The organism is Stenotrophomonas sp. 169 (assembly GCF_014621775.1).
In the GTDB taxonomy this organism is placed as follows: Bacteria; Pseudomonadota; Gammaproteobacteria; order Xanthomonadales; family Xanthomonadaceae; genus Stenotrophomonas.
In genome coordinates this window covers 1,822,585-1,846,823 of sequence record NZ_CP061204.1, presented here as the reverse complement: position 1 = coordinate 1,846,823, position 24,239 = coordinate 1,822,585, and the positions used below count along the sequence as shown (strand labels likewise).

21 protein-coding genes, 1 tRNA gene and 1 pseudogene are annotated in these 24,239 nt (G+C 65.0%); 12 read left to right on the top strand and 11 right to left on the bottom strand.

The features are described from left to right. Window positions 1-26: 26 nt before the first annotated feature. A protein-coding gene (locus ICJ04_RS07970; RefSeq protein ID WP_188325893.1) for an IS3 family transposase occupies window positions 27-1,189 on the bottom strand; the annotation gives its coding sequence in 2 pieces (ribosomal slippage) (window positions 27-919 and window positions 919-1,189; 1,164 coding nt in all). A 189-nt stretch (window positions 1,190-1,378) separates the two neighbouring features. Between ICJ04_RS07970 and ICJ04_RS07965 the strand changes: the two genes are divergently transcribed. Both ICJ04_RS07965 and ICJ04_RS07960 read left to right on the top strand, forming a co-directional pair. Then, entirely contained in the window at window positions 1,379-1,708 is a 330-nt protein-coding gene (locus ICJ04_RS07965; RefSeq protein WP_188326972.1) for a hypothetical protein, read from the top strand. Next, window positions 1,705-3,540 (top strand): UvrD-helicase domain-containing protein, encoded by a 1,836-nt coding sequence (locus tag ICJ04_RS07960; protein WP_188326971.1) that lies wholly within the window; start codon window positions 1,705-1,707, stop codon window positions 3,538-3,540. Before ICJ04_RS07965 ends, ICJ04_RS07960 begins: the two co-directional genes overlap by 4 nt. Window positions 3,541-3,832: 292 nt before the next feature. On the opposite strand, the pseudogene ICJ04_RS18525 reads toward ICJ04_RS07960, so the two are convergent. The 3 genes and pseudogenes from ICJ04_RS18525 to ICJ04_RS07950 all read right to left on the bottom strand — a co-directional run. Further along, window positions 3,833-3,993: pseudogene (locus tag ICJ04_RS18525) on the bottom strand (XRE family transcriptional regulator); the annotation flags it as partial. 212 nt (window positions 3,994-4,205) lie between these two features. Further along, a tRNA-Ser gene (locus tag ICJ04_RS07955) sits at window positions 4,206-4,295 on the bottom strand. Between the two features lie 149 nt (window positions 4,296-4,444). After that, entirely contained in the window at window positions 4,445-5,437 is a 993-nt protein-coding gene (locus ICJ04_RS07950; RefSeq protein ID WP_188326970.1) for a LysR substrate-binding domain-containing protein, read from the bottom strand. Between the two features lie 120 nt (window positions 5,438-5,557). Here ICJ04_RS07950 and ICJ04_RS07945 point away from each other — a divergent pair, with 120 nt between their 5' ends. Then, window positions 5,558-6,136, top strand: coding sequence for an NAD(P)H-dependent oxidoreductase (locus tag ICJ04_RS07945; protein WP_188326969.1), 579 nt, complete (start codon window positions 5,558-5,560; stop codon window positions 6,134-6,136). Window positions 6,137-6,552: 416 nt separating this feature from the next. Here the strand turns inward: ICJ04_RS07945 and serS are convergent, their stop codons facing one another. After that, window positions 6,553-7,833, bottom strand: a complete 1,281-nt coding sequence (gene serS, locus ICJ04_RS07940) for a serine--tRNA ligase (protein ID WP_188326968.1) — start codon at window positions 7,831-7,833, stop codon at window positions 6,553-6,555. 112 nt (window positions 7,834-7,945) lie between these two features. Here serS and ICJ04_RS07935 point away from each other — a divergent pair, with 112 nt between their 5' ends. Further along, the gene (locus tag ICJ04_RS07935) at window positions 7,946-8,590 is read left to right on the top strand and encodes an energy transducer TonB (RefSeq protein WP_188326967.1); all 645 of its coding nucleotides are present in this window, start codon (window positions 7,946-7,948) and stop codon (window positions 8,588-8,590) included. 167 nt (window positions 8,591-8,757) lie between these two features. Next, window positions 8,758-9,303: an energy transducer TonB gene (locus ICJ04_RS07930; protein ID WP_223203050.1), complete on the top strand. Its 546-nt coding sequence runs from the start codon at window positions 8,758-8,760 to the stop codon at window positions 9,301-9,303. Window positions 9,304-9,519: 216 nt separating this feature from the next. Here the strand turns inward: ICJ04_RS07930 and aroA are convergent, their stop codons facing one another. The 4 genes from aroA to ICJ04_RS07910 form a co-directional block, all read right to left on the bottom strand. Continuing rightward, window positions 9,520-10,827 (bottom strand): 3-phosphoshikimate 1-carboxyvinyltransferase, encoded by a 1,308-nt coding sequence (gene aroA / locus ICJ04_RS07925; RefSeq protein ID WP_188326965.1) that lies wholly within the window; start codon window positions 10,825-10,827, stop codon window positions 9,520-9,522. Between the two features lie 79 nt (window positions 10,828-10,906). After that, complete coding sequence (gene pheA / locus ICJ04_RS07920) at window positions 10,907-12,109, bottom strand: prephenate dehydratase (protein WP_188326964.1); 1,203 nt, start codon at window positions 12,107-12,109, stop codon at window positions 10,907-10,909. A 60-nt stretch (window positions 12,110-12,169) separates the two neighbouring features. Next, complete coding sequence (serC, locus tag ICJ04_RS07915) at window positions 12,170-13,255, bottom strand: 3-phosphoserine/phosphohydroxythreonine transaminase (RefSeq protein ID WP_188326963.1); 1,086 nt, start codon at window positions 13,253-13,255, stop codon at window positions 12,170-12,172. A gap of 155 nt (window positions 13,256-13,410) precedes the next feature. Continuing rightward, on the bottom strand, window positions 13,411-14,211 hold the full coding sequence (locus ICJ04_RS07910) for an FHA domain-containing protein (protein ID WP_188326962.1): 801 nt from the start codon (window positions 14,209-14,211) through the stop codon (window positions 13,411-13,413). A gap of 115 nt (window positions 14,212-14,326) precedes the next feature. Between ICJ04_RS07910 and ICJ04_RS07905 the strand changes: the two genes are divergently transcribed. The 3 genes from ICJ04_RS07905 to ICJ04_RS07895 all read left to right on the top strand — a co-directional run bounded on the left by ICJ04_RS07905 (window position 14,327) and on the right by ICJ04_RS07895 (window position 16,441). Then, window positions 14,327-14,602, top strand: coding sequence for a polyhydroxyalkanoic acid system family protein (locus ICJ04_RS07905; RefSeq protein ID WP_188326961.1), 276 nt, complete (start codon window positions 14,327-14,329; stop codon window positions 14,600-14,602). 106 nt (window positions 14,603-14,708) lie between these two features. Next, window positions 14,709-15,212, top strand: a complete 504-nt coding sequence (locus tag ICJ04_RS07900) for a phasin family protein (RefSeq protein WP_188326960.1) — start codon at window positions 14,709-14,711, stop codon at window positions 15,210-15,212. 245 nt (window positions 15,213-15,457) lie between these two features. Continuing rightward, complete coding sequence (locus ICJ04_RS07895) at window positions 15,458-16,441, top strand: restriction endonuclease (RefSeq protein WP_188326959.1); 984 nt, start codon at window positions 15,458-15,460, stop codon at window positions 16,439-16,441. 122 nt (window positions 16,442-16,563) lie between these two features. Here the strand turns inward: ICJ04_RS07895 and hutC are convergent, their stop codons facing one another. After that, the gene (gene hutC / locus ICJ04_RS07890) at window positions 16,564-17,292 is read right to left on the bottom strand and encodes a histidine utilization repressor (RefSeq protein ID WP_188326958.1); all 729 of its coding nucleotides are present in this window, start codon (window positions 17,290-17,292) and stop codon (window positions 16,564-16,566) included. Between the two features lie 23 nt (window positions 17,293-17,315). Beyond that, a complete protein-coding gene (locus tag ICJ04_RS07885; RefSeq protein ID WP_188326957.1) occupies window positions 17,316-18,686 on the bottom strand; it encodes a formimidoylglutamate deiminase in 1,371 nt (456 codons plus the stop codon). 67 nt (window positions 18,687-18,753) lie between these two features. Between ICJ04_RS07885 and hutI the strand changes: the two genes are divergently transcribed. From hutI to hutU, 4 genes are read left to right on the top strand one after another with little or no spacing between them, the layout of a single operon-like run. Continuing rightward, window positions 18,754-19,959, top strand: a complete 1,206-nt coding sequence (hutI, locus tag ICJ04_RS07880; RefSeq protein WP_188326956.1) for an imidazolonepropionase — start codon at window positions 18,754-18,756, stop codon at window positions 19,957-19,959. Between the two features lie 14 nt (window positions 19,960-19,973). Next, window positions 19,974-21,530 (top strand): histidine ammonia-lyase, encoded by a 1,557-nt coding sequence (gene hutH / locus ICJ04_RS07875; protein WP_188326955.1) that lies wholly within the window; start codon window positions 19,974-19,976, stop codon window positions 21,528-21,530. Then, a complete protein-coding gene (gene hutG / locus ICJ04_RS07870) occupies window positions 21,527-22,381 on the top strand; it encodes an N-formylglutamate deformylase (RefSeq protein ID WP_188326954.1) in 855 nt (284 codons plus the stop codon). The genes hutH and hutG overlap by 4 nt, the downstream gene beginning before the upstream one ends. Next, window positions 22,378-24,045, top strand: a complete 1,668-nt coding sequence (gene hutU, locus ICJ04_RS07865) for a urocanate hydratase (protein ID WP_188326953.1) — start codon at window positions 22,378-22,380, stop codon at window positions 24,043-24,045. The genes hutG and hutU overlap by 4 nt, the downstream gene beginning before the upstream one ends. Window positions 24,046-24,239 lie beyond the last annotated feature (194 nt).

Below are 24,239 nucleotides of genomic sequence, written 5' to 3'. Positions count from 1 at the left end.
CTAGCCCCCCAATCATGGACACGGGGTTAAGCTATATTTTCAAGCTCGAACTGATCCGGGCTGACGTAGCCCAAGGTCGAGTGCAGGCGTGATCGATTGTAGTAGACCTCGATGTAGTCAAACACCTCGGCTTTGGCTTGCTCGCGTGTGGCGAAGCGCTCGCCGTGGATGGCCTCAACTTTCAGGCTGTGGTTCCAGCTCTCCATCGCGGCGTTGTCATAGCAGTTGCCCTTGGCGCTCATGCTGGGCACCAAGCCGTAGGTCTCCAGCAAGCTCCGATGCTCTTTCGAGCAGTACTGCGAGCCGCGGTCGCTATGTACGATCACACCACGTGGGAACTTGCGCCGGAAAAGAGCCATCAGCAGGGCGTCGCACACCAGCGTCGCGGTCATGCGACTGTCCATCGCCCAACCTACGACTTTGCGGGAGTAAAGGTCCAGCACCACAGCCAAGTACATCCAGCCCTCGTCGGTCTGAATATAGGTGATGTCGCTGACCCAGGCCTGGTTTGGCCGCTCGGTGCGGAAGTTCTGATTGAGCAGGTTTTCAGCCACCGGAAGATTGTGCCGAGAGTTGGTCGTTGCCTTGTATCGACGTGCTGCCTTGGCGCGCAGACCTTGCCGGTGCAGACTTTCGGCGACCTGACGGCGCCCTCGGCGGAGCCTTCGACTCAACCGCTGCGCGCCTTCACGGCGTCTGGCTGTCACGAATGCATCCTGCACTTGGACATCCAGTTCTGACTGCCGCTGTGCTCTGGCCGAGGGCTTGCGGCGATGCCATGCGTGGAAGCCGGTTCGGGAAATCGCAAGCACACGACACATCAGAGCTACCGGGTGCTCACCAACGTGCTCAGCGATCACGGCGCACTTCACTTGGAACCCTTGGCGAAGTGCGCCGCCACTTTTTTTAGGAAGTCGTTCTCTTCGGACAACCGCGCCACTTCGCGCTTGAGCTTGGCCAGGTCCGCCTGGGCCGTGCGTTGCTCCTCGCTGAGCGAATCCCTCTCCTGTGCGCGGGCTCGCCACGTGTAGAGCTGCTGAGCCTGCAGGCCGAGGTCCTGCGCAGCCTGGGCTACACCATCGCGCCGAGCACGCTCCAGCGCCTGCACCTTGAACTCCTCGCCATAGCGTTTACGGGTCGGCGGCGGCGCGGGCTTCTGAGCACTCTTCTTGGTCGTCTTCTTGATCATCTGGGCACCTTCAAGTTGTGATATCAAATCACTTAACCGGGTGTCCATGAAACAGGGGCTGGATCATCCCTTACCGAAGTGCATGGAAGTGGATTCGGCTTCCGCGTCGCATATCAACAGCCCGTCAAAATTGACTTAGGGGAGAGCAAAGGCGTCGAGGCGATTGCGAATACGTTTGAGGATGCCCTGGTGTACCAGAACTTGGAGTTCTTCAGATCGTTGCAAGGCGCGGGATTGGCCAAAAGGATCCGGGAGTCAATCGAAAAAGCGAAGACTGTCCCGGAGCTCTCCAGCAGCATCCAGGCCGCGTTGAAGACCGGCGATAAGGCGGAATTCTCAATGACGCTGCTCGAAAGCAGCGACCTGGACCAAGTCGGCCTTCCAGACTACATCCACAAAGGTCTTCTTTGGCTTATCGCTCAGCTAAAACGTAAAGAGGACGATGTCGCGGGAAAAACACCACTGAACCCTGTGTCCACCAGCGATGCCGCAGCGACCCCAAACGAGGTGAAGCCGTGAACGAGGCACACCACTCCGACGAAAACGATACCGATCAGCCTGCTGATGCGCTGATTGCACAATGTCTCAATCCGGAAAACCCAAAAAGCTTCTTTCTCTTCGCCGGTGCTGGGTCCGGAAAGACGCGCTCATTGGTGGCGGCACTGGAGCATGTTCAGGCCAATTGGGGTGAAGGGCTCCGCCGTCAAGGCAAGCGAGTCGGTGTCATCACGTTTACAAATGCGGCATCCGATGAGATCAAGCGAAGGATTCAATTCGATGCACTGTTCGACGTCCGGACGATTCACAGCTTTGCTTGGTCGTTGATCGAAGGGCTAAACCACGACATACGGCAATGGTTAGGGGTCAAGATATCTGAAGACCTGGATGACCTACGAGAGAAAGAGGCGAAGGGTCGTGCAGGTAAGGCCTCTGATGACCGAAAGCTCAAGATAGTCGCAGCCACTAAGCGCCTCGACAGCTTGCCCAGCATAAAAACGTTCATCTACAGCCCGGCTGGGACTAATCGAACACGTGATGCATTGAGTCACGCCGAGGTGATACGCATCGCGGCTCACTTTTTGCAGTCCAAGCCCCGTATGCAGAGCATTTTTGTTGGCCGCTACCCTATTCTTCTGGTGGATGAGAGCCAAGACACAAATCGGCACTTGATCGATGCGCTCTTCGAGGTGTCAGCTAAGCAAGCCGGGTCATTTTCGCTTGGCCTGATCGGCGACACGATGCAGCAAATCTATGCTGACGGTAAGGAAGGACTTGGAACTGCTCTTCCCTCCACGTGGGCGACGCCTGGGAAGCAAATGAACCATCGATGCCCCAAACGCGTCGTGAGCCTTCTTAACAGGGTCCGAAGCACTGTCGACCCTCACCAGCAGCAAGCCAGGACGGACGCATGCGAAGGCACGGTTCGCCTTTTCATTGTCCCATCCAGCATCGAGGATAAGCCGGGGTTGGAGGACCGTGTCGCTGCAAGAATGGCTGAACTAAGCTTGGATCAGCAATGGCTGCAACGCGATGCAGTAAAGACGCTCACTCTTGAGCATAGGATGGCAGCCGCCAGGCTGGGATGTCTGGACGCATTCGTCGCGCTCTACGAGATCGACTCGACAAGCCTCTTGAATGGGACTCAACCATTAGCAACTTTTTTTACGGACCAAGTGTTGCCATTGGTCAATGCACATCAGCGAGACGATAGATTCGCTGTGATGCGGCTACTGAAGACGCTCTCACCACTTCTGAGCGTTGAGAAGCTCAAGGGCTCTCCTGGAAAATCCCAGCTTGCAGAGGCCCGATCAGCTGTAGATGAACTAGCGCGCCTCCTGGCGGATGGCCGAGATCCGACTCTTCAGGAGATCCTTATCCGGGTTTCCGAACAACATCTCCTCCAAGTTCCAGAGCGACTTGCTGCGTGGACGGTTGCCTCCGAGGAAGAGACAAGCGATGACGTGGAGGTGAGCGACGACGATGTCCGTCGGAAGCTCATCGACGACCTGCTAGCCACTCCCTTTTCACAAATCAGTCCTTTGGCCACTTATCTATCTCGAAAGGCGCGCTTTGATACCCATCAAGGGGTGAAAGGTTTGGAGTTCGAACGAGTGATGGTCATCATGGATGATGGAGAGGCACGAGGCTTCATGTTTAAGTATGAAGATCTCTTCGGTCGAAAAGCGGAGGGAAAGACCTTAGAGGCAACCAGACGACTTTTTTATGTGACCGCCAGTCGCGCCACCCAGAGCCTTGCACTGGTCGCTTATACGGAAGACGTCATGCGGGTAAAGAAGTTCATCCTCAACAATGCTTGGTTCAGCGAGGACGAAGTAATCACTACTGTCTGAAATCGCTTGAGACCAACTCCGAGCAACCGCCGTACCGCTCGAATCCTTGGTGCCCAGGTTAGTCTTCGAACAACGCGGAAAGGACCAATGCTGCCCCAGTGCAAAAAGCGCCGAGGGCAGCCCAATAGTTCCATGTCAGCTGACAAGAACAACATTGTCTTGGAGAAGTGCTCCGGGGCGTTGGGAGCATCAATCTATTCGCGTTGCAATTTTGCTGACATGAACCAACAGAACTTTGACAGCAGGGAACCGATTGACGCAACGCAGATCTGCAGCTCCAAGATCGTTGTCTTCAACGTCCAGTCTCCTCCCTGACAACCATATCTCCGAAACGCTGAAACGCCGACTTCTGCTTAGACAGGGGCAGTTTGAGACCAACAGAATAACCTCGGCCAGCGTGTCGGAGCTAGCGTGGAGATATGGCACCGGCAGACCGAGGGCTTTTGCCAAGGCCTGAGCGATTGCCGAGCCCGGGTCGTGCTGAAAGACCAAGTCGGATTGTTGGGTGCGTCCATGCACCCAACCCTTCCGCGCTGTGCGCTCCAGGGCCAGCCATTCGGCTGTCCGGATTCGCTCCTGGCGAATCCGTCGAACCCGCGTCGCTTCGGCACCTGGTTCTCTCCGTCAGATACGCAAAACGCCCCTTTCGGGGCGTCTTGTGTATCTGGCGGAGAGAGTGGGATTCGAACCCACGGAAGGTTTGACCCTTCGCCGGTTTTCAAGACCGGTGCCTTAAACCGCTCGGCCATCTCTCCGATGTGCTGCAGTCCCGGAGGCTGTCCGGGGAGGCGTATTCTCGCATGCGTTGGGGGCGTTTGCCCATCGTTCGGTGCCTGCCAGCCGCCTGGACGGTGATGGGTTCCGCCGAGCATGGCTCGGCGCTACCAGCGGTCAGCGTGTTGGGTCAGCCGGCGTCTACGGCCAAGGCGCCCAAGGCTGTCGCTTTGATCTTCTCTTTGGCCCGTTCGCAGGCGCCGCCGCAATCCAGTCGTGAGGCTTCAAGCTGAGGCGGCAGGTGCTCGGCCAGGAAATCGATGAACACCCGCACGGCCGGCAGCAGGCCGCGGCGCGAGGCGAACACCGCGTGGCAGATGCCCTGCGGCAGCGACCATTCGGGCAGCACCACTTCCAGCTCGCCCTTGCGCACTGCATCGGCGCAGACCGTTTCCGGCAGCATGGTGATGCCGAAACCGTCTTTGACCATGCTCTGCAGCAGCGGAAAATCGAAGCCGGCTACGCGCGGTTGCAGGTCGACCCGACGCACAGCGCCTTCCGGTCCGTGCAGTTCCCAGCGCTGGCGGGCCTCGTCTTCGCTGATGCTCAGCGTAACGTGGTTGATCAGCTCATCCGGATCCTTCGGGCGGCCGGCGCGGTCCAGGTACTTCGGGCTGGCGACCAGCAGTTCCTGCACCTGTCCGAAGCTGCGCATGACCAGGCTGCCATCGTCATCCAGCCGCGAACGCACGCGCAGGGCGACGTCGTAGCCTTCGTTGATGATGTCTACGCGGCGGTTGCTGATGTTCAACTGCAGCCGCACCTTGGGGTACTGCTCCAGGAACTTCGGCAGCAGCTTGGGCAGCTGCATCTGCGCCAGCGATACCGGCACACTCGCCCGTACCAGGCCACGCGGCTCGGCGCTCAAGCGGTCCACCACCTCGCGGGCGGCTTGGGCTTCGGCCAGCATGGTCTGCGCATGGCGGTGCACGCTGGTGCCGACGTCGGTGACGGCAAAGCGACGCGTGGAGCGCTGCAGCAGGCGGACGCCGAGGTCGGTTTCCAGCTGGCTGATACGGCGGCTCAGGCGCGACTTGGGGATGCCGAGCGCACGTTCTGCTGCGGCAAAACCGCCGTGGTCGACCACCATGGCGAAGTAGTAGAGATCGTTGAGGTCTTGCATGTCGCAGTTCCATAGGTAGAACAATACGTGGCATTCAACCATCTTTATCCCACATTGGCAACAACCTATCGTGTGCCCTGTCGGCGGCGCTTAAGCCTCCCCCATACATAGGTGACTGCCATGAAGCTTCTGCATATCGACGCCAGCGCGCTCGGCGACAATTCGGTTTCCCGCCAGCTGACCGCGGCGGTGGTTGGCCGTTTCAAGGATTCCGCTACGGACCTGAATGTGGCGTACCGCGATCTGGACGCAAATCCAATCCCCCACCTGCGCGGCAGCTCGCTGGCCCAGCTGGACGCGACAGAAACCGCTGATGCGCAGCAGGTGTTGGAGCAGTTCCTGGCTGCTGACGTGGTGGTGATCGGTGCGCCGATGTACAACTTCAGCATCCCGTCCACGCTGAAGGCCTGGATCGACCGCGTTGCGGTGGCCGGCAAGACCTTCAAGTACACCGAGGCGGGCCCGGTTGGGCTGGCGGGTGGCAAGCGGGTGATCATCGTCAGCAGCCGTGGCGGCATCTATACCGATTCGCCGGCGGACTTCCAGGAGCCGCTGCTGCGTCAGGTGTTTGCCTTCATGGGCATCAATGACGTGGAATTCGTGCGTGCCGAAGGCATCGCGTATTCGCCGAAGCATCGCGAAGAAGCGATCGCCGCGGCGCTGGCGAACCTGCCGGAAGCGGAGCTGGCTGCGGCCTGAGCTGGTTGATGTGTTCCAGCGGTTGCTGGCGGCTCGTCGTCGGCCGGTGACCGTGGGCTGAAAGTGTCCCTCCCCCGTTTCAGCCCGTGTAGCGGCCCTGCAGAGATGTGGGGCCGTTTTTTTTTGCGGTACGCGTCGGACGGTAGCGCCGAGCCATGCTCGGCGAGCGCAGCGGCGGGTGGGACGGCACAAGGCCGGCATTGCCGTGTGGCGTGGCGCGAAGGGCGGTGCCCGGTAGCGCCGAGCCATGCTCGGCGAGCGCAGCGGCGGGTGGGACGGCACAAGGCCGGCATTGCCGTGTGGCATGACGCGAAGTGCAGCCGGCTGAAGCCGGCTCTACCGAGCGCGAGTGCGGCGGTGCGGTGGGCCTGGTGCGACGTGCAGCCGGCTGAAGCCGGCTCTACCCGTTTGGTCGGTCAGGCGATGGTTTCCAGGCCGCCCATGTACGGGCGCAGGACGTCGGGGACGGTGATGCTGCCGTCTTCGTTCTGGTAGTTCTCCATCACGGCGATCATGGCGCGGCCGACGGCCACGCCGGATCCGTTGAGCGTGTGCAGCAGCTCGGGCTTGCCGGTGGTGGGGTTGCGCCAGCGGGCCTGCATGCGGCGGGCCTGGAAGTCACCGGTGTTGGAGCACGAGGAGATCTCGCGGTAGGTGTCCTGCGAGGGCAGCCACACTTCCAGGTCGTACGTCTTTACCGCGCTGAACCCCATATCGCCGGTGCACAGCAGCACCTTGCGGTATGGCAGGCCCAGCTTTTCCAGCACCACTTCGGCACAGCGGGTCATGCGCTGGTGCTCGGCATCGCTGTCTTCCGGGCGGCAGGCGGTGACCAGTTCCACTTTCTCGAACTGGTGCTGGCGGATCATGCCGCGCACGTCGCGGCCACCGCTGCCGGCTTCGGAACGGAAGCACAGCGAGTGGGCGGTCATGCGCAGCGGCAGGCGCTCGGCGTCAACGATTTCGTCGCGCACGATGTTGGTCAGCGAGATTTCCGAGGTCGAGATCAAGTAACGCTTCTGCTCACCCAGATGGGTGATGAACATGTCCTCTTCGAACTTCGGCAACTGGCCGGTGCCGTACAGGCTGTCGGCGTTGACGATCACCGGCACGTTGGTTTCCTGGTATTCGTGCTCACCGCTGTGCAGATCGAGCATGAACTGGGCCAGGGCGCGATGCAGGCGCGCGATCGGGCCGCGCAGCACGGTGAAGCGCGAGCCGGACAGCTTGGCCGCGGTCTCGCCGTCCAGCCATTTGTTGCGGGCGCCCAGCTCTACGTGGTCGAGCACCTTGAAATCAAACTGGCGCGGGGTGCCCCAACGGGACTGCTCCACGTTGTCACTCTCGTCGGCGCCGGCTGGCACGTCCTCAGAGGGGAGGTTCGGGATCATCATCGCGATCGCGTCGATCTTCTCGCGCAGTTCGTCCAGGGTCACTTCCGATGCCTTCAGCTCATCTGCGAACGCGGCGACTTCGGCCATGATCGCCGACACGTCTTCGCCCTTCGCCTTGGCTTGGCCGATCGCCTTGGAACGGCTGTTGCGCAGGCTCTGCAGCTCCTGCGTGCGCACCTGGATGCGCTTGCGGTCGCTTTCCAGCGACTCCAGTGCAGACACGTCGAGCTCGAAGCCGCGACTGGTGCGCAGGCGTTCGGCGAGGTCGGCGGGCTGTTGGCGAAGCAGGGCTGGATCGAGCATGGCGGAAGGTCGTTTGTGGATCAGGAAGCCGATTATCGCTTGTTATGCGGATTTCTGCCGCCGGTTCATCGGGGCTGTGCCAGAATCGCCCGGTCCCTTCACGGTTTCAGTCATGCCTGCTACCCGTTCTACGTCCGGCAAGTCGATCACCCTGCAGATTCCGCGCAACAGCCTGAAAATCGCCGGCATCGCGTTTGCCGTCGGGCTGTTGCTGTTCGTGGCGGTCTGGCTGGCAAGCCGCGACAAGGGCTTCTTCCAGGCCGAACCGGCAGCGAAGACGCCGCAGGAAGTGGCGGAAGTGGAGCCGTTGCCGGAGCCCTTGGCCGCTGCGGCCGGGTCCAGTGACATGCCCGAGGCGCGCCCTGCCCCGCCGTCGGAAGAAATACCGCAGTTGGTCGAGACCACGCCTGCACCGCCGGCAATGACGGAAGGCGTTCCTGCGCCGGGCACTGCCCCGGCTACCGCGGGCGCGCCGGCCAATGACCGTCCGATGCCGATCCCGGGCCAGTCGCCGCCGCCGACCTATCCGCCCGCTGCCCTGCGCCGCGGCGACGCCGGTTCCGTCGTGGTGCGCGTGGATGTGGATGCCACCGGCCGCGCGTATGGCGTGACACTGGTGCAGCGCAGCGGTTCGCGCGATCTGGATCGCGCCGCCATGGAAGCGGTGCGCCGCTGGAAGTTCACCCCTGCGGTGAGCAATGGCCAGCCGGTGACGGGCAGTGTCGAAGTGCCGTTCGATTTCACGCCGGGTCGTTGATCACGACCCGTCTGCATCGCTGAACGGAGCCGATACTCGAACCTGAACTTTATGCACCGCGTTGACGCGATGCTTACGCACACGCCATGCCGACCGCGCAAGACTCGGGGCGACGTCGGAAACGACAGTGCAGGAGAATCACCATGAGTGCGGCCCATGCTCCCGATATGCCCGCTTCGTCGCGTCACCAGGCCGATGGTGACCTCGCAGTAGAACGCCGTCGCCCCTCACCGCTGTTGTGGATTGCGTTGATCGTGGCGATGTTTGCGGCGGCCTTGGTTTGGTTGCGGATGGCGGACACCGAGGTGGCACCGGCGCCTATCGGCGAGCGCATGCTGCCCGCCACCAATGCCCCCGTGGCCACCGCGCCAGCCGAGCGCCCGCGTGCCGCCGCCCCTGCCACACAGCAGCGCGCGGCCCCGGCCGTACGCAACCGCGAAGCGCGTCCGCTGACCAGCAATGCCAAGCCGACCTACCCGACCACTGCGCTGCGTAATGGCGTGCAGGGCAGCGTGGTGGCCAGCCTGAAGGTGGCGCCGACGGGTGCCGTCACCGATGCGAGCATCGTGTCGCGTACCGGCCAGCGTGATCGCGACCTGGATCGCGCCGTGCTGAGCACCGTGCGCGGCTGGAAGTTCGAGCCGGCCGTGCAGAATGGCCGTGCTGTTGCCAGCGTGGTCAACGTGCCGGTGGACTTCCGCACCCAGCGTTGAGCAACATCGCGTGACATGAAACGAAAATGCCGACCCAATGGGTCGGCATTTTTAATTGCGGAGGCACTGCCTCGTTCAATTCCGGAGGCATCACCTCGGTAGCGCCGAGCCACGCTCGGCGAGCGTAGCGGTAACACGCCAAGCTGACGGCCAGCGGCCGTCACTACCCTTGCAGCAGCAACGCTCCAAGCTGACGGCCAGCGACCGTCACGAACCTCACACCAGCCCGAACCCCGCACCACCCGCCAGCGCATCAAACCCGGGGAACGAGGTCGCCACATTGGCCACATCGTTGATCCGCACCTCCCCGTTGCTCAACTGCCCGGCAATGGCGAAGGACATCGCGATGCGGTGGTCGCCGTGGCTTTCAATCGTGCCGCTGCCCAGCGTGGCGCCACCATGGATCGTGGCACCGTCTTCGGTCTCATCCACCTGCACACCCAGCGTACGCAGGCCGGCCGCCATGGCGGCCAGACGGTCGGATTCCTTCACCCGCAGTTCGGCCGCGCCGGTCACCACGGTGTTGCCTTCCGCTGCGGCGGCGGCCACGAACAGCGCCGGGAACTCGTCGATCATGTCCGGCACCAGCGCTTCGGGAATCTGCGTGCCCTTCAGCGGCGCGTAGCGCACCACCAGATCGGCGACTGGTTCCCCGCCCTGCTCCGCCGGATTCTCTTCGCGGATGTCCGCGCCCATCAGGCGCAGCGCGTGCAGCAGCCCGGTGCGGCGGGGATTCAAGCCCACTTGCTGCAGGCGCAGTTCGGAACCGGGGATGATGCTCGCTGCGACCAGGAAGAACGCGGCGGACGAAAAATCGGCCGGCACCACGATGTCGGTCGCGCGCAGGCGCTGGCCACCGCGCAGGCGGGCCTTGCCCGGCGAGTACTCGATGTCCACGCCGAAAGCGGCGAGCATGCGCTCGGTGTAATCGCGCGTCGGATGGGGTTCCACCACGGACGTTTTGCCGCTGGCATACAACCCGGCCAACAGCACAGCGGATTTGACCTGCGCGCTGGCCACCGGCGAGGCGAAGTCGATGCCGTGCAGCGCCTGGCCACCGCGCACGTGCAGGGGCGGCGTGCCGTCGTCCTGCGTATCGATCTGGGCCCCCATCTGCGCGAGCGGGCCGGTGATGCGACGCATCGGGCGACGCGACAAGGATTCATCGCCGACCAGCACACTGTCGAACGCCTGCCCGGCCAGCACGCCGGCGATCAGCCGCATGCCGGTGCCGGCATTGCCGCAATCCAGCTCGCCCGTTGGGGCCTGCAGGCCGTCGATGCCCACGCCATGCACCACGCGCCGCGACGGCGATGGCGTTTCCATGCGTGCGCCCATCTGGCTGAAGATGCGCGCAGTCGCGCGGGTATCTTCGCCTTCCAGGAAGCCATCGATGGTGGAGGTGCCGTCGGCCAGCGCGGCGAACATCACCGCGCGGTGGGACACCGATTTGTCGCCGGGAATGACCAGGCTGCCCTGCAGGGGCTGGCCCTTGCGGGCGATCCAATGCTGCGTGTTGCTCATCGTCTGCTGCTTCCGTCAGCGCCGCCGTGCGGCGAAGGAACTGGGTGCGGGGCGCATGGGCGGCCCCGCAGGAATGAACTCAGGGCACGGCGACCGGGTACGAGCCCAGCACCTTGATCTGTGCGGCATGCGCTTCCAGCTCGGCCAGTGCGGCCTGCATCGGCTCATCGTCGATGTGCCCCGCCAGATCGATGAAGAAGCCGTACTCCCACTTGCCGTGGTGCGAGGGCCGCGACTCGATGCGGTTCATGCTGATGCCATGGCGCGCGAACGGGCTGAGCACGTCGAACAGCGCGCCGGGCTTGTCATGGATGAACACCAGCACCGAGGTGCGGTCATGGCCGGACGTCGGGAAGATGTTGCGGCCGATCACCAGGAAGCGCGTGGTGTTGTCGGCGTCGTTCTGGATCGGCTTGGTGACGACCTTTTTCAGGTTGTACACGTGGCCGGCGTTCTCGCCACCGATCGCCGCCGCATCATCGGCGTTGCGGGCGCGACGTGCGCCTTCCGCGTTGCTCGATACCGGGATCTTCTCCGCTTTCGGCAGGTTGGCACGCAGCCATGCCGAGGTCTGCATGAACGACTGCGGATGCGCGTAGATGCGCTCGATGTCGTCCAGTCGGCCACTGCGCGACATGATGAACTGCTGCACGCGCAGTTCGGCTTCGCCACAGATTTTCAGGTTGGAGGTCAGGAACATGTCCAGGGTGATCTGGATGGTGCCCTGCCCCGAGTTTTCCACCGGCACCACGCCGAAATCGGCGTTGCCTGCTTCCACTTCCTGGAACACTTCTTCGATGCTGCCCATCGGCAGGCCCAGCGCCGAGCGACCGAAATGCTTGAGCACGGCCTGCTGGCTGAAGGTGCCTTCCGGACCGAGATAACCGATCTTCAGCGGCTCCTGCTGGGCCAGGCAGGCCGACATGATCTCGCGGTAGACATGCACCAGCAGCTCATCGCTGAGCGGGCCTTCGTTGCGGTCCACCACCATGCGCAGCACCTGGGCTTCGCGTTCGGGGCGGTAGTAATCCACGGCCGCGGCGAGCTTGCCCTTGGCCTTGCCCACCTGGTGGGCGAAACGGGCACGCTCGGCGATCAGCGACTGGATGTCACGGTCGATCTGGTCGATCTTGCCCCGCACATCGGCCAGCACCGGGGGTACGGATGCGGGTGCTTCGACCTTCGCGGCCTTGGCTTTCGAGGCGGCGTTCGGCTTGCCCGGCGCGGCGGGTTTGCCCTTGGCGGCCTTGGCGGCAGCCGGCTTGGCAGGTTTGCTAGCCATCTGTGTTCCTTGATGCAGGGCGCGCAGTCAGCGCGCGCCGGGGATGGACAGTGAAGCGACTCAACCGTGACGTTGCTGGAAGTCCGCCATGAAGGCGACCAGCGCTTCGGCGCCGGCGACGGGCATGGCGTTGTACAGCGAGGCACGGATGCCGCCCACGGCCTTGTGGCCTTTCAAGGCGAGCAGTCCCGCCGCCTTGGCATCGGCGACAAATCGCGCATCCAACTCGGCAGTGGGCAGGAAGAACGGGATATTCATCCGCGAGCGCGCCGCGACGGCGACCTCGTTGCGGTAAAACCCACCGGAGGCATCGATCGCCGCGTACACCAGCGCCGCCTTGGCCGCGTTGCGCTTGGCGAACTCGACCACGCCGCCCTCGGCCAGCATCCACTTGAACACCAGCCCGGCCAGGTACCAGTTCCAGGTCGGTGGGGTATTGAGCATGGAGTCGCGCGCGGCGTGCGAGCGGTAATCAAAAATGTCGGCGCGCGATTGCCCGCTGCGTTCCAGCAGGTCGCGGCGGATGATCACCACCGCAATACCGACCGGGCCGAGATTCTTCTGCGCGCCGGCATAGATCACACCGTAGCGGCTGATATCCAGCGGTTCGCTGGCGATGGACGAACTGAAATCGGCCACCAGCGGCACGCCACCGGTATCGGGCGTGTCGCGGAACTCCACGCCGTGGATGGTTTCATTGGCGGTGATATGCACGTAAGCCGCATCGTCGGACAGCTGCCATCCGGCACGCGCCGGGATGTCACGGAATCCGTCGGCCTGGCTGCTGGCGACGATGACCGGCGACACGTACGGCGAGGCCTGCTTGACCGCGGTATTGCCCCAATGACCGGTCAGCACATAATCGGCGCGTTGGCCGGCGCTGGCGAAATTGAGCGGAATCAGTGCCTGCTGGGTGGTGGCACCACCGGGCAGGAACAGCACGGCGTAGTCGTCCGGCACGCTGAGCAGTTGCCGCAGATCGGCTTCGGCAGCGGCGGCCACGGCCATGAACTCCGGTCCGCGATGGCTCATCTCCACGATGGAGGCGCCAGCACCATGCCATTCCAGCATCTCTTCCTGCGCCTGGCGCAGGACCACTTCCGGCAACGCTGCAGGGCCGGCACTGAAGTTGTACGCGCGGGTCATGTCACACCTGTGAGGCAAGACCCCTAGTATGCCGCAGCGCACCAGCCTTTAGACCCGGCCGTTCAAGGGAAATTTGGTTGCATCGGTATCCATCGGCGTGCGCCCGGAGACATCGGTAGCGCCGAGCCACGCTCGGCGAGCGCAGCGGCCATCTCTCAGCGCGCGCCAAACCACAGCAGCAGGCTCAGCACACCCGCCAGCAGCAGCGCGCTCACCAACAACCACGGCCAGCGCCGGACGCGGCGCGGTGCCAGATCCGTCGCGGCTTCATCCGGCTCGCTGTACGTGTACTCGTCCATCGGCTGCGGTCGCTGGCGCGGGTCATCCGGCAGCTCCAGCACGAAACGATGCTGGCCATCGAACACCACCTGGTCGCCGCCCTGCAGCCAGCAATGCCGCACGGCCACGCCGTTCACCCGGCTGCCTTCGCCGGTGCCGAGGTCGCGCAGCAGGATGCGTTCGCCGTGACTTTCCACGCGCGCATGCTGATCGGCGAAGGCCGGCTCGTCGATCTGGATATCTGCGTCGGCGCTGCGCCCCACCACCAGCGGGCGATCCAGCGGAAAGCCGCGGCCGTGGTGGGGTCCGCCGACACCACGCAGCAGGCGCGGTTCGTCGGACGGGTGTGCGGCCTGTGCCGACGGGGCGATGACCGGTGTATCCACCTCACCCACGATCAACAACTCCACGCCTTCCACATACACCGCGTCGCCGGCACGCAGCAGCGCCATGCGCCGCACCGGACGGCCGTTGACATGAAGCCCGCGCACCCCGGCAGCCACCTGCAGCCACAGGCCGCGCTGGTCCAGGCTGAGCTGGGCCAGCAACAGGCTGCCTTGGCTGCCTTCCACCAGTTTGATGCTGCCGTTGGCCTGGCGCACTATTTTCTGCACCCCCGGCAACAAGGGCTGGTCGGGCTGCGGGTTCTGGCTGTAATGGACGTGCAGATTAGGCATGCGGCGCAGCCTAGCAGGTGGCTGACATTCGCAGAAGAACCTTGTCAGTTGGCGTTTGCTGTCGCCATGCGCACAATGCACGGTCAAACACCACCAGCATTCGCAAGGAACCGCCATGTCCAGCATCGATATCGTCCACGCCCACGCCCTGCCCGCGCCCGCTGCGCGTCAGGCCATCGAGGACGTGGCGGCCAAACTCACCGAGCGGTTCGGCGTGCAGTCGAACTGGCGCGGCGATGTGCTGGATTTCTCCGGCAGCGGCGTGGACGGTGCCATCGAGCTGCAGGCCAGCGCCGTGCGGGTGACGGCCAAGCTGGGCTTCCTGCTATCAGCGATGAAAGGCATGGTGGAAAGTGAGATCCAGCGCGTACTGCAGGAAAAGCTGGGCTGAGCCAACGCCCCGCTGAATCACGGATCGACCGGGCGCGCGGCCATCACGCCGCCCCAGCATTCGCAGCGCTAGGCTGACTCCTGCATCCGTCCATGCAGGAGACCCCATGAACCAGTACGACGAGCACGACCCCCGCAACGACGCGCAGGACAAGGCGTCCTTCCAGGATCAGGCCGAGCGCGTTTCCCGACGCCTCAGTGATTCGGCCCAGCAGGTCTGGCTGGCCGGTCTCGGCGCGTTGGGCCGCGCACAGGCGGAAGGCAACCGCTTCTTCGATGGCCTGGTGAAGGAAGGCGAAGCGTTCGAAAACCGCCGCCGCGAGAAATCCACCGAAGACGGCCCGGGCTGGCGCGACAACGTGGAAGAACATCTGGGCCAGGCACGTGAGAAAGCATCCGGCACCTGGGACAAGGTCGAGAAAGCCTTCGAAGACCGCGTGCACGGTGTGCTGAAGCGCCTGCACGTGCCGAACGCGGAAGACGTGGCAACGCTCAATGCGCGCATCGATGCCTTGACCACGCGCCTCAATCGCTTGGAAAGCCGCACCGCCAGCACCGCCAGCGGCGACCCCACCCCAGGCAGCCACCAGTCGCCGGGCAGCACGCCCTGATTGGAGTTGCTGCGGGAAACACAGCGTTCCTGCTGCTTTGTTGCAAAGCAGCAGGCTGCTGGAACAGAATCACCTCAACCCGCTGTTACCGCCGTTTGTCCCTCCCCTCACGGCTTCAGGTAATGGCGGGTTTTTCATGTCTGGCACCTGGCTTGGCTGATGCTGTGTCAGGGTGGCCCTGACGCGATGGGCACGCAGGACCTTTACACTGTCCGCCCCCCTCTGCCGTCAGCGTTCCCGCCTGCATGTTCTCCTGGATATTGGCCCTGTTGCTGGCCCTCACCTGTTTCCTGCTTGCCACCGCCTACCTGTGGCTGGTGAAACGGCGACGCAAGGAAATGAGTCTCGGGCTGCAGGCCCTGGCCGGCATGCACTGGCGCGATTTCTCTGAACTGGTCAAGCGCGCCCTGCGTGAGCGGCGCGGGCTGGAAGAGGTGCGGCGCCATGAGGATGACAGCCGCGAACCGCGCAGCGATTTCCTGATGGCCGAAGGTGCCAACCAGTGGCTGGTGTCGTGCAAGCACGGCTTGGCTTACCGCATCGGCACCGCCGCCATCAACGAGCTGGGCGCCGCCGCCCGCCTTGCCGGTGCACGCGGCGGGATCCTGATCACCGAAGGGCTGGTGGACGGCGACGGCCAGGCGATTGCTGAGAAGCAGTCCGTGGAAGTGCTGGACGGTCGGCGCCTGTGGCCGTTGCTGTCACCGTACCTGCCGGGCGATATCGAATCGGGCGTGAAGAATGCCGCGCGGCATGAAGCGTTGCGCCGGATCCTGATTGCCGCGCTGGCGTCGAGCACGTTGGGGCTGCTGGTGGGCGTGGGCTACCAGACGGTGCACAGTGAGGCACCGGTGGTGGAGTCGACCACAGCGGCACCCCGTGCGGACGCGGCCCCTGCCGTGGCGCCCGCGGCGGCTGCGCCAACGGCGCCCGCCGATGCCCCGGGTCGCGAACCGGCGGGCCAGGAGATCAATCCGGATACTGCAACGCTGGATCGCTACCAGCAGGAGCTGTCGCGCGCCCTGGGCCGCCTGCCCGGCGTAGCAAGCGGCATCTGGCAGACCCGGCAGACCCTGGCGGTGAACCGCACCGCGGAGATCGATGAGGTGTGGCCCCGCATCTGCGAGGAAGTGATGCGCTACCCCGCCCTGCGCAACGTACGCGTACAGCTCAACGCCCGTCCCGGCGTCGACGAGCCCGTGCGCTGGCGGCAGTGCACCACGCTGTAATGCCTGAATCACACGATTGTCGGTAGCGGCGGTCCCTATCCGCGCGATGTCGGTAGCGCCGAGCCATGCTCGGCGGAATGGCCGATTCGGGCGATTGACGGCCAGCGGCCGTCACTACCCATTCACCGGTTTCCCGGCGCGAAGCGTGCCACCAGGTCCCAGGCATCGCCGAGGAATATCTGCCGCACTCGGGTGATGGCCTGCTCACCGCGCCACGTATGCCGCTCGATCACCAGACACGCCGTGCCTGCCTTGACGTCCAGCAGCTTGGCCGTCGCTGCGTCCGCCCCCCATGCGCTGATCCGGTGCTGTGCGCGCGTCCAGGACACGTTCTGCAGCAGCCAGCTGCCCGGCGCCGTCACCGCGAAATCCACCTCCAGCACTTCCGGCACGCCGGTCGGGCTGATCAGGCGATGCTCCAGCGCCAGCGGCCGACCATCCGCCAGGTGCAGGCAGTCCATCGCCAGCAATCGCGCTGTACCTGCCAATTCGGCCTCGCCCGCATCCCCTTCGTGCGCGGTACGTAATTGCCGCCGCAGCAGCCGGTACGCGTAGGCATGACCCATCGCGCTGACCTGCATCGCGATATCCGGAATCTCCAGCGCGACCTGCTCAAGGTGCGGTGACTGCCTGGCCACGAACGAACCGGCGCGACGCCGGCGCTCGATCATGCCGCTCTCCGCCAGTGCGGTCAGCACCTTGTTCACCGTCATCCGCGAGCAACCGTACTGCTCCATCAGCTCGTGTTCGTACGGGATGCGGAAACCGGGCGCCCACTCACCACTCAGGATGCGGCCTTCCAGTTCGCTGCGGATGCGCTGATTGAGCGTGGCGGACTTGCTGGCCTTCACGGATGTCTCTTGAGGTAGGGAAATCAGCCCAGTACGCCGCGCAGGGCCTGGGCGAAGCGGGCGGTGATGGCATCGCGCTGATGATGGCGCCCACCGGACACGCACGCGCGACCGTGTCGCCACACCGTGCGAAGCGCGCCATTACGTGCGGCAAACACCCAGCTGTCAAGCAAGGCGTCGCCGCTGCGGCCCACCAGGGCCGGGTGCGTTGCATCCAGTTCCAGCAGGTCCGCGCTTGCGCCCACCTGCAGCCCGGCGGCTACGCCGAGGGCCTGTGCTCCCCCGGCAACCGCGCCGTCGAACAGGAACCGTCCCGAACTGCGCGACGCATCGGGTGCGATCACGTTGCGGCCACGCAGGCTCAGGCGCTGCCCGTATTCCAGCAGGCGCAGTTCCTCGGCCGCATCGATCAGCACATTGGAATCGGAGCCGACACCGAAGCGCCCGCCCTCGCGCGCGAAGGCCTGCATCGGGAACAGCCCATCACCCAGGTTGGCTTCGGTGATCGGGCACAGCCCTGCTACGGCTTGGCTGGCCACGATGCGTGCGCGCTCGTCTTCGTCGATATGGGTGGCGTGCACCAGGCACCAGCGTGCGTCCACTGCGGCGTGTTCGTACAGCCAACGCACCGGACGCAGGCCGCTCCACGCCACGCAGGCATCGACCTCGCGCAGCTGCTCGGCGATATGGATGTGCACCGGACCGTCGTTCAGCGGCAGCAACGCGGACAGCTCATCGCCGGTCACCGCGCGCAGGCTGTGCGGGGCCATGCCGAGCACCGCGTCCGGCAGCGAGGCCAACGCGCCGCGCGCGCCTTCCAGCAATCGCGCGAACCCGTCCACGTCGTGGATCAATCGCCGCTGCGCCGGATTGGGCGCCGCGCCGCCGAAGTCCGCATGCGCATAGAACACCGGCAGCAAGGTCAGGCCGATGCCCGTCTGCGCGGCTGCAGCGGCGATACGAGCAGACATCTCGGCCGGGTCCGCATACGCATTGCCGTCGGCATCGTGGTGCAGGTAATGGAACTCGCCGACGCGGGTGAAGCCGCTTTCCAGCATCTCCATGTACGCCTGTGCGGCGATGGCCTCGACCGCGTCTGGTACCAGCCGGGCCAGGAAGCGGTACATCAGCTCGCGCCAGCTCCAGAAGCTATCGCCGTCGCCGCCGCCGATCTCCGTCAGCCCGGCCATGCCCCGCTGGAACGCATGGCTGTGCAGGTTGGGAAGGCCGGGGACCAGAATCTCCACCGCCGTATCGCTGCGCTGCGCGGGAACACCCGCGTCCACCGACGCAATGCATCCGTCGCGTACCTGCAATCTGACATCGCGCGCCCAGCCATCGGGCAGCAGGGCGTGGGCAGCGTGGAAGGCAGGCGGAGACATCGCATCGGTCATGGCTGGACAACCCGGAAAGGACGCCTATATTGTATAGACATATCAGCGCAACCGTGTAGCGACGCCCATGCAGTGCGACACCCTGTGGACCAACGTACACCTGATCACCCTGTGCGGCGACGGCTTGGGCATCCTGCGCGATGGCGAGCTTGCCGCGCATGAGGGTCGCATCCTCCATGTCGGACCCGCACGCAGCGGCGCCCACCTGCAGCCCACGCGCCGTATCGACGGCGAAGGCCGCTGGATATCCCCCGGCTTGATCGACTGCCACACCCATCTGGTGTACGCCGGCAACCGCGCCAACGAGTTCGAGCAGCGCCTGCAGGGGGTCAGCTATGCCGACATCGCCCGCGCCGGCGGCGGCATCGTCTCCACGGTGCGCGCCACGCGTGCGGCAGACCACCAAGAGCTGGCGCGACAAAGCCGCCCTCGCCTGCTGGCGATGCGTGCGGAAGGCATCACCACGCTGGAAGTCAAATCCGGTTACGGCCTGACCCTGGACGACGAACGCAAGCAACTCCAGGTCGCACGCGCACTCGGGGAAGCGTGCAACGTGCACGTCGTACCGACTTTCCTCGGCGCGCACGCGGTGCCGCCGGGACGTGAGGCGCAGGAATACATCGACGAAGTCTGCACCGTGATGATCCCGGCCATTGCAGCGGAGGGGCTGGCTGAAGCGGTCGACATCTTCTGCGAGAACATCGCGTTTTCCACCGCGCAGGCCGCCCAGGTATTCGCCGCCGCGCAGGCGCACGGGCTGGCGATCAAGATCCATGCCGAGCAGCTGAGCAACCAGCACGGCGCCGAACTCGCCGCGCGCCACGGTGCATTGTCGGCCGACCATGTCGAACATCTGGATGCGGCCGGCATCGCCGCCATGGCCGAGGCCGGCACCGTGGCCGTGCTGTTGCCCGGCGCGTTCTACTTCACCCGCGACACAACCCTGCCGCCGATCGCGGCGCTGCGTGCAGCCGGCGTGCCGCTGGCACTGGCCACCGACTGCAATCCCGGCACCTCACCACTCACCAGCCCGCTGCTGGCGATGAACATGGGCGCCACGCTGTTCCGGCTGACGGTGGAAGAGTGCATTGCCGGCTTCACCCGGCATGCGGCCCAGGCGCTGGGCCGGGGTGATCGCATCGGCCGGCTGGCAGTGGGCATGGACTGCGACCTGGCGATCTGGGACATCGACGCGCCGGCCGACCTGGTCTACCGCATCGGCTTCAATCCGCTGCACGCGCGCGTCGTGCGCGGGCAGCCCGACCCTGTTTGATGGAGCACGCTTCAATGCAAGATGACACGCGCAACACCCCGCTGGTCCTTCGCCCTGCCCATGTACCCCTTGCGCAGTGGCGGCAGGTGTATCGCGGCGCACGCATCGCACTGGATCCGGCGTGCCTGCCGGCCGTGCAGGCCAGCGCCGCGACCGTGGACGCCATCGTCGCCAAGGGCGCGCCGGTCTATGGCATCAACACCGGCTTCGGCAAGCTGGCCAGCGTGCGCATCGAGCCCGAAGACCTGGCCACGCTGCAGCGGAACATCGTGCTGTCCCATGCCGCCGGTGTGGGTGAGCCGATGCCGCTGCCGGTGGTGCGCCTGATGATGGCGTTGAAGCTGGTCAGCCTGGCACAGGGCGCATCGGGCATCCGGGTGCAGACCCTGCAGCTGCTTGAAGCGCTGCTGCAGCACGACGTGGTGCCGGTGATCCCGGCGCAGGGGTCGGTCGGTGCATCGGGCGATCTGGCGCCGCTTTCGCACCTGGCCAGCGTGATGATCGGCGTGGGCGAGGCGTTCGTGGGGGGCACTCGCTTGCCGGCCGCCGAGGCCTTGGCGCAGGCGGGCCTGCAGCCGCTGCAGCTGGGTGCCAAGGAAGGGCTGGCCCTGCTCAACGGCACGCAGTTTTCGACCGCGTATGCGCTGGCGGGGCTGTTCGAGATCGAGATCGTGTTCCAGGCTGCACTGGTCACCGGCGCGCTGTCGGTGGAAGCGGCCAAGGGCTCTGACACCCCGTTCGATCCACGCATCCACAGCATCCGCGGACAGCGCGGACAGATCGTCACCGCCGCCGCGCTGCGCACCCTGATGCAGGGCTCGGCGATCCGCGAATCGCACCGCGACAACGACGTGCGCGTGCAGGATCCGTACTGCCTGCGCTGCCAGCCCCAGGTGATGGGCGCGGCGCTGGACATCATCCGCCAGGCCGCCACGACGCTGGAAATCGAGGCAAATGGCGTGACGGACAATCCGCTGGTGTTCACCGATACCGGTGAAGCGCTCAGCGGTGGCAACTTCCACGCCGAACCGGTGGCCTTTGCCGCGGACATGCTGGCGATGGCGATCTGCGAGATCAGCTCGATCAGCGAGCGCCGCACTGCGATGCTGGTGGACCCCGCCTTGTCCGGCCTGCCTGCGTTCCTGACCCCGCGTCCTGGCTTGAACTCCGGCTTCATGATTCCGCAGGTCACCGCCGCCGCGCTGGTGTCGGAGAACAAACAGCGCGCCTACCCGGCCAGCGTGGATTCGATTCCCACCTCGGCCAACCAGGAAGACCACGTGTCGATGGCAGCGCATGGCGCGCGCCGCTTGATGCAGATGGCCGAGAACGCCGCCAATGTGGTCGGTATCGAACTGCTGGCTGCCGCGCAGGGCTGCGATTTCCATGCCCCGCTGCAGTCCAGTGGGCCGCTGGAAGCGGTGCGCGTGCTGTTGCGCGCGCAGGTGCCGACGCTGGAAGACGACCGCTATTTCCACCCGGACATGGTGGCGGCAACGAACCTGGTGCGCAGCGGTGCGCTGTCTGCTGGCCTCGCCGAGGTACTGCCGAGTGTGGAGCCGGTTGCATGAACGCCTATCCGTCCTGGCTTGAGGTGCATGAAGGTGATGCGCCGCTGGTGATCAGCTTCCCGCACACCGGCAGTGACCTGCCCGATGACCTGCGCGGCCGTTTCGTCTCGCCATGGCTGGCGCGACGTGACGCCGACTGGTGGGTGCATGAGCTCTACGCCTTCGCGCGCGGGCTGGGGGCCACCACGGTGCGTTCGGCGATCTCGCGGTCGGTGATCGACCTCAACCGCGACCCCAGCGGCGTGTCGTTGTATCCGGGCCAGAATACGACCGGCCTGTGCCCGCTGACGACCTTCGACAATCAGCCCCTGTATTCGGACGGAATGGAACCGGATGAAGCGGAGATCGCGCGGCGCCGCGACACGTATTTCGCGCCCTATCACGCTGCGCTGCGTGCGCAGATCGCGCGCCTGCGTGAGCGCTACCCCACCGTGGTGGTGTACGACGCGCATTCGATCCGATCGCAGATTCCGCACCTGTTCGACGGTGAACTGCCGCAGTTCAACCTCGGCACCGCCGGTCCGTCGGGCGCGGTGGACACGTCCTGCGACAACGCGCTGTCGGACGTGGTGGAGAATTTCTGCCGACTCAGCGGCATGCCCCACGTGCGCAACGGCCGCTTCAAGGGGGGCTGGATCACCCGTCACTACAGCGACATCCCGGGCGGCGTGCACAGCCTGCAGATGGAACTGGCCTGCCGGGGCTATATGCACGAGCCGGCCCCCGCCGCGCTGGACGCGCACAGCTGGCCTACGCCGCTGGACGACGACCACGCCGCACCGCTGCGCCACACTTTGGCGCAGGTACTGAACGCCTGCCTTGAATTCGCATCGACCCGGAGCGCCGCATGACCCGTAACGACCCGTCCCGCACCATCATCGCGCCCACCGGCACCACCCTCACCGCGAAGAGCTGGCTGACCGAAGCGCCGCTGCGGATGCTGATGAACAACCTGCACCCGGATGTGGCCGAGCGGCCACAGGAACTGGTGGTGTACGGCGGCATCGGCCGCGCCGCACGTGACTGGGAAAGCTTCGATGCGATCGTGGCCGCGCTCACCCGGCTGGACGACGACCAGACCCTGCTGGTGCAGTCCGGCAAGCCGGTGGGGGTGTTCCGCACCCACGTCGATGCACCGCGCGTGCTGATCGCCAATTCCAACCTGGTACCGCGCTGGGCCAACTGGGACCACTTCAACGAGCTGGATAAGAAGGGCCTGGCGATGTATGGCCAGATGACCGCCGGCAGCTGGATCTACATCGGCGCGCAGGGCATCGTGCAGGGCACCTACGAGACCTTCGTGGAGATGGGCCGCCAGCACTACGACGGCAGCCTGGCCGGCAAGTGGCTGTTCACCGGGGGTCTGGGCGGCATGGGCGGGGCACAGCCGCTGGCTGCGGTGATGGCCGGCGCCTCGTGCCTGGCGGTGGAATGCCGCAGGTCCAGCATCGAGATGCGCCTGCGCACTGGCTACCTGGACACCTGGACCGACGACCTGGATGAAGCCCTGCGGTTGATCGAGGAATCGTGCACGGCGAAGAAGCCGCTGTCGGTCGGCCTGCTCGGCAATGTCGCCGATGTGCTGGACGAACTGCTGGTGCGCGGGGTCAAGCCGGACCTGTTGACCGACCAGACCTCCGCACATGACCCGGTCAACGGCTATCTGCCGCAGGGCTGGACCGTGGAGGAATGGGACGAGAAGCGCGTGTCTGCGCCGAAGACGGTGGAGAAAGCGGCACGCGAATCGATGGCCAATCACATCCGCGCGATGCTCGCCTTCCATGCGCTGGGCGTCCCGACCGTCGACTACGGCAACAACCTGCGCCAGATGGCGCTGGAAGAAGGCGTTGAAGATGCGTTCGATTTCCCCGGCTTCGTGCCGGCCTACATCCGTCCGTTGTTCTGCCGCGGCATCGGCCCGTTCCGCTGGGCCGCGCTGAGCGGTGATCCGGAAGACATCGCCAAGACCGATGCCAAGGTGAAGGAACTGATTCCGGACAACCCGCACCTGCACCGTTGGCTGGACATGGCCGCCGAGAAGATCAAGTTCCAGGGCCTGCCCGCGCGTATCTGCTGGGTCGGGCTGGGGGATCGCGATCGCCTGGGGCTGGCGTTCAATGAAATGGTTGCCAGTGGCGAGCTGAAGGCGCCGGTGGTGATTGGCCGTGATCATCTGGATTCGGGCAGTGTGGCTTCGCCCAACCGCGAAACCGAAGCGATGGCGGACGGCTCCGATGCGGTATCGGACTGGCCGCTGCTCAACGCCCTGCTGAACACCGCCAGCGGCGCAACGTGGGTATCGCTGCATCACGGCGGCGGCGTGGGCATGGGCTTCTCGCAGCATGCCGGCATGGTGATCGTCTGCGATGGCACCGAGGCGGCCGCCAAGCGCATCGCCCGCGTGCTGTGGAACGACCCGGCCACCGGCGTGATGCGGCATGCCGACGCCGGCTATGAGATCGCGCTGGAGTGCGCCAAGGAAAAGGGATTGGACCTGCCGGGCATTCTGGGCTGAGCCATCTCATCGGTAGTGACGGCCGCTGGCCGTCAACGCCCTGCCGCTGCGCTCGCCGAGCGTGGCTCGGCGCTACCGATACCCGTCGCCCCCTTCAGCGCGGGCTCGACAACCTGCATCCGCCCTGTTAACTTTCGCGGCCTCGCTACGGTTTACAGGGCTCATACCCGGCCGCGGCCTCACTCCGCTGCTGG

Excerpts from the sequence above, each read along its gene's own strand:
- hutG (WP_188326954.1), top strand. The coding sequence starts at position 21,527 with ATGAACGCCTATCCGTCCTGGCTTGAGGTGCATGAAGGTGATGCGCCG.
- aroA (WP_188326965.1), bottom strand. The coding sequence starts at position 10,827 with ATGAGCAACACGCAGCATTGGATCGCCCGCAAGGGCCAGCCCCTGCAG.
- ICJ04_RS07885 (WP_188326957.1), bottom strand. The coding sequence starts at position 18,686 with ATGACCGATGCGATGTCTCCGCCTGCCTTCCACGCTGCCCACGCCCTG.
- ICJ04_RS07905 (WP_188326961.1), top strand. The coding sequence starts at position 14,327 with ATGTCCAGCATCGATATCGTCCACGCCCACGCCCTGCCCGCGCCCGCT.
- ICJ04_RS07895 (WP_188326959.1), top strand. The coding sequence starts at position 15,458 with ATGTTCTCCTGGATATTGGCCCTGTTGCTGGCCCTCACCTGTTTCCTG.
- hutH (WP_188326955.1), top strand. The coding sequence starts at position 19,974 with ATGCAAGATGACACGCGCAACACCCCGCTGGTCCTTCGCCCTGCCCAT.
- hutI (WP_188326956.1), top strand. The coding sequence starts at position 18,754 with ATGCAGTGCGACACCCTGTGGACCAACGTACACCTGATCACCCTGTGC.
- ICJ04_RS07910 (WP_188326962.1), bottom strand. The coding sequence starts at position 14,211 with ATGCCTAATCTGCACGTCCATTACAGCCAGAACCCGCAGCCCGACCAG.
- serS (WP_188326968.1), bottom strand. The coding sequence starts at position 7,833 with ATGCTCGATCCAGCCCTGCTTCGCCAACAGCCCGCCGACCTCGCCGAA.
- ICJ04_RS07950 (WP_188326970.1), bottom strand. The coding sequence starts at position 5,437 with ATGCAAGACCTCAACGATCTCTACTACTTCGCCATGGTGGTCGACCAC.
- serC (WP_188326963.1), bottom strand. The coding sequence starts at position 13,255 with ATGACCCGCGCGTACAACTTCAGTGCCGGCCCTGCAGCGTTGCCGGAA.
- ICJ04_RS07935 (WP_188326967.1), top strand. The coding sequence starts at position 7,946 with ATGCCTGCTACCCGTTCTACGTCCGGCAAGTCGATCACCCTGCAGATT.
- ICJ04_RS07945 (WP_188326969.1), top strand. The coding sequence starts at position 5,558 with ATGAAGCTTCTGCATATCGACGCCAGCGCGCTCGGCGACAATTCGGTT.
- ICJ04_RS07930 (WP_223203050.1), top strand. The coding sequence starts at position 8,758 with ATGCCCGCTTCGTCGCGTCACCAGGCCGATGGTGACCTCGCAGTAGAA.
- ICJ04_RS07900 (WP_188326960.1), top strand. The coding sequence starts at position 14,709 with ATGAACCAGTACGACGAGCACGACCCCCGCAACGACGCGCAGGACAAG.
- hutU (WP_188326953.1), top strand. The coding sequence starts at position 22,378 with ATGACCCGTAACGACCCGTCCCGCACCATCATCGCGCCCACCGGCACC.
- pheA (WP_188326964.1), bottom strand. The coding sequence starts at position 12,109 with ATGGCTAGCAAACCTGCCAAGCCGGCTGCCGCCAAGGCCGCCAAGGGC.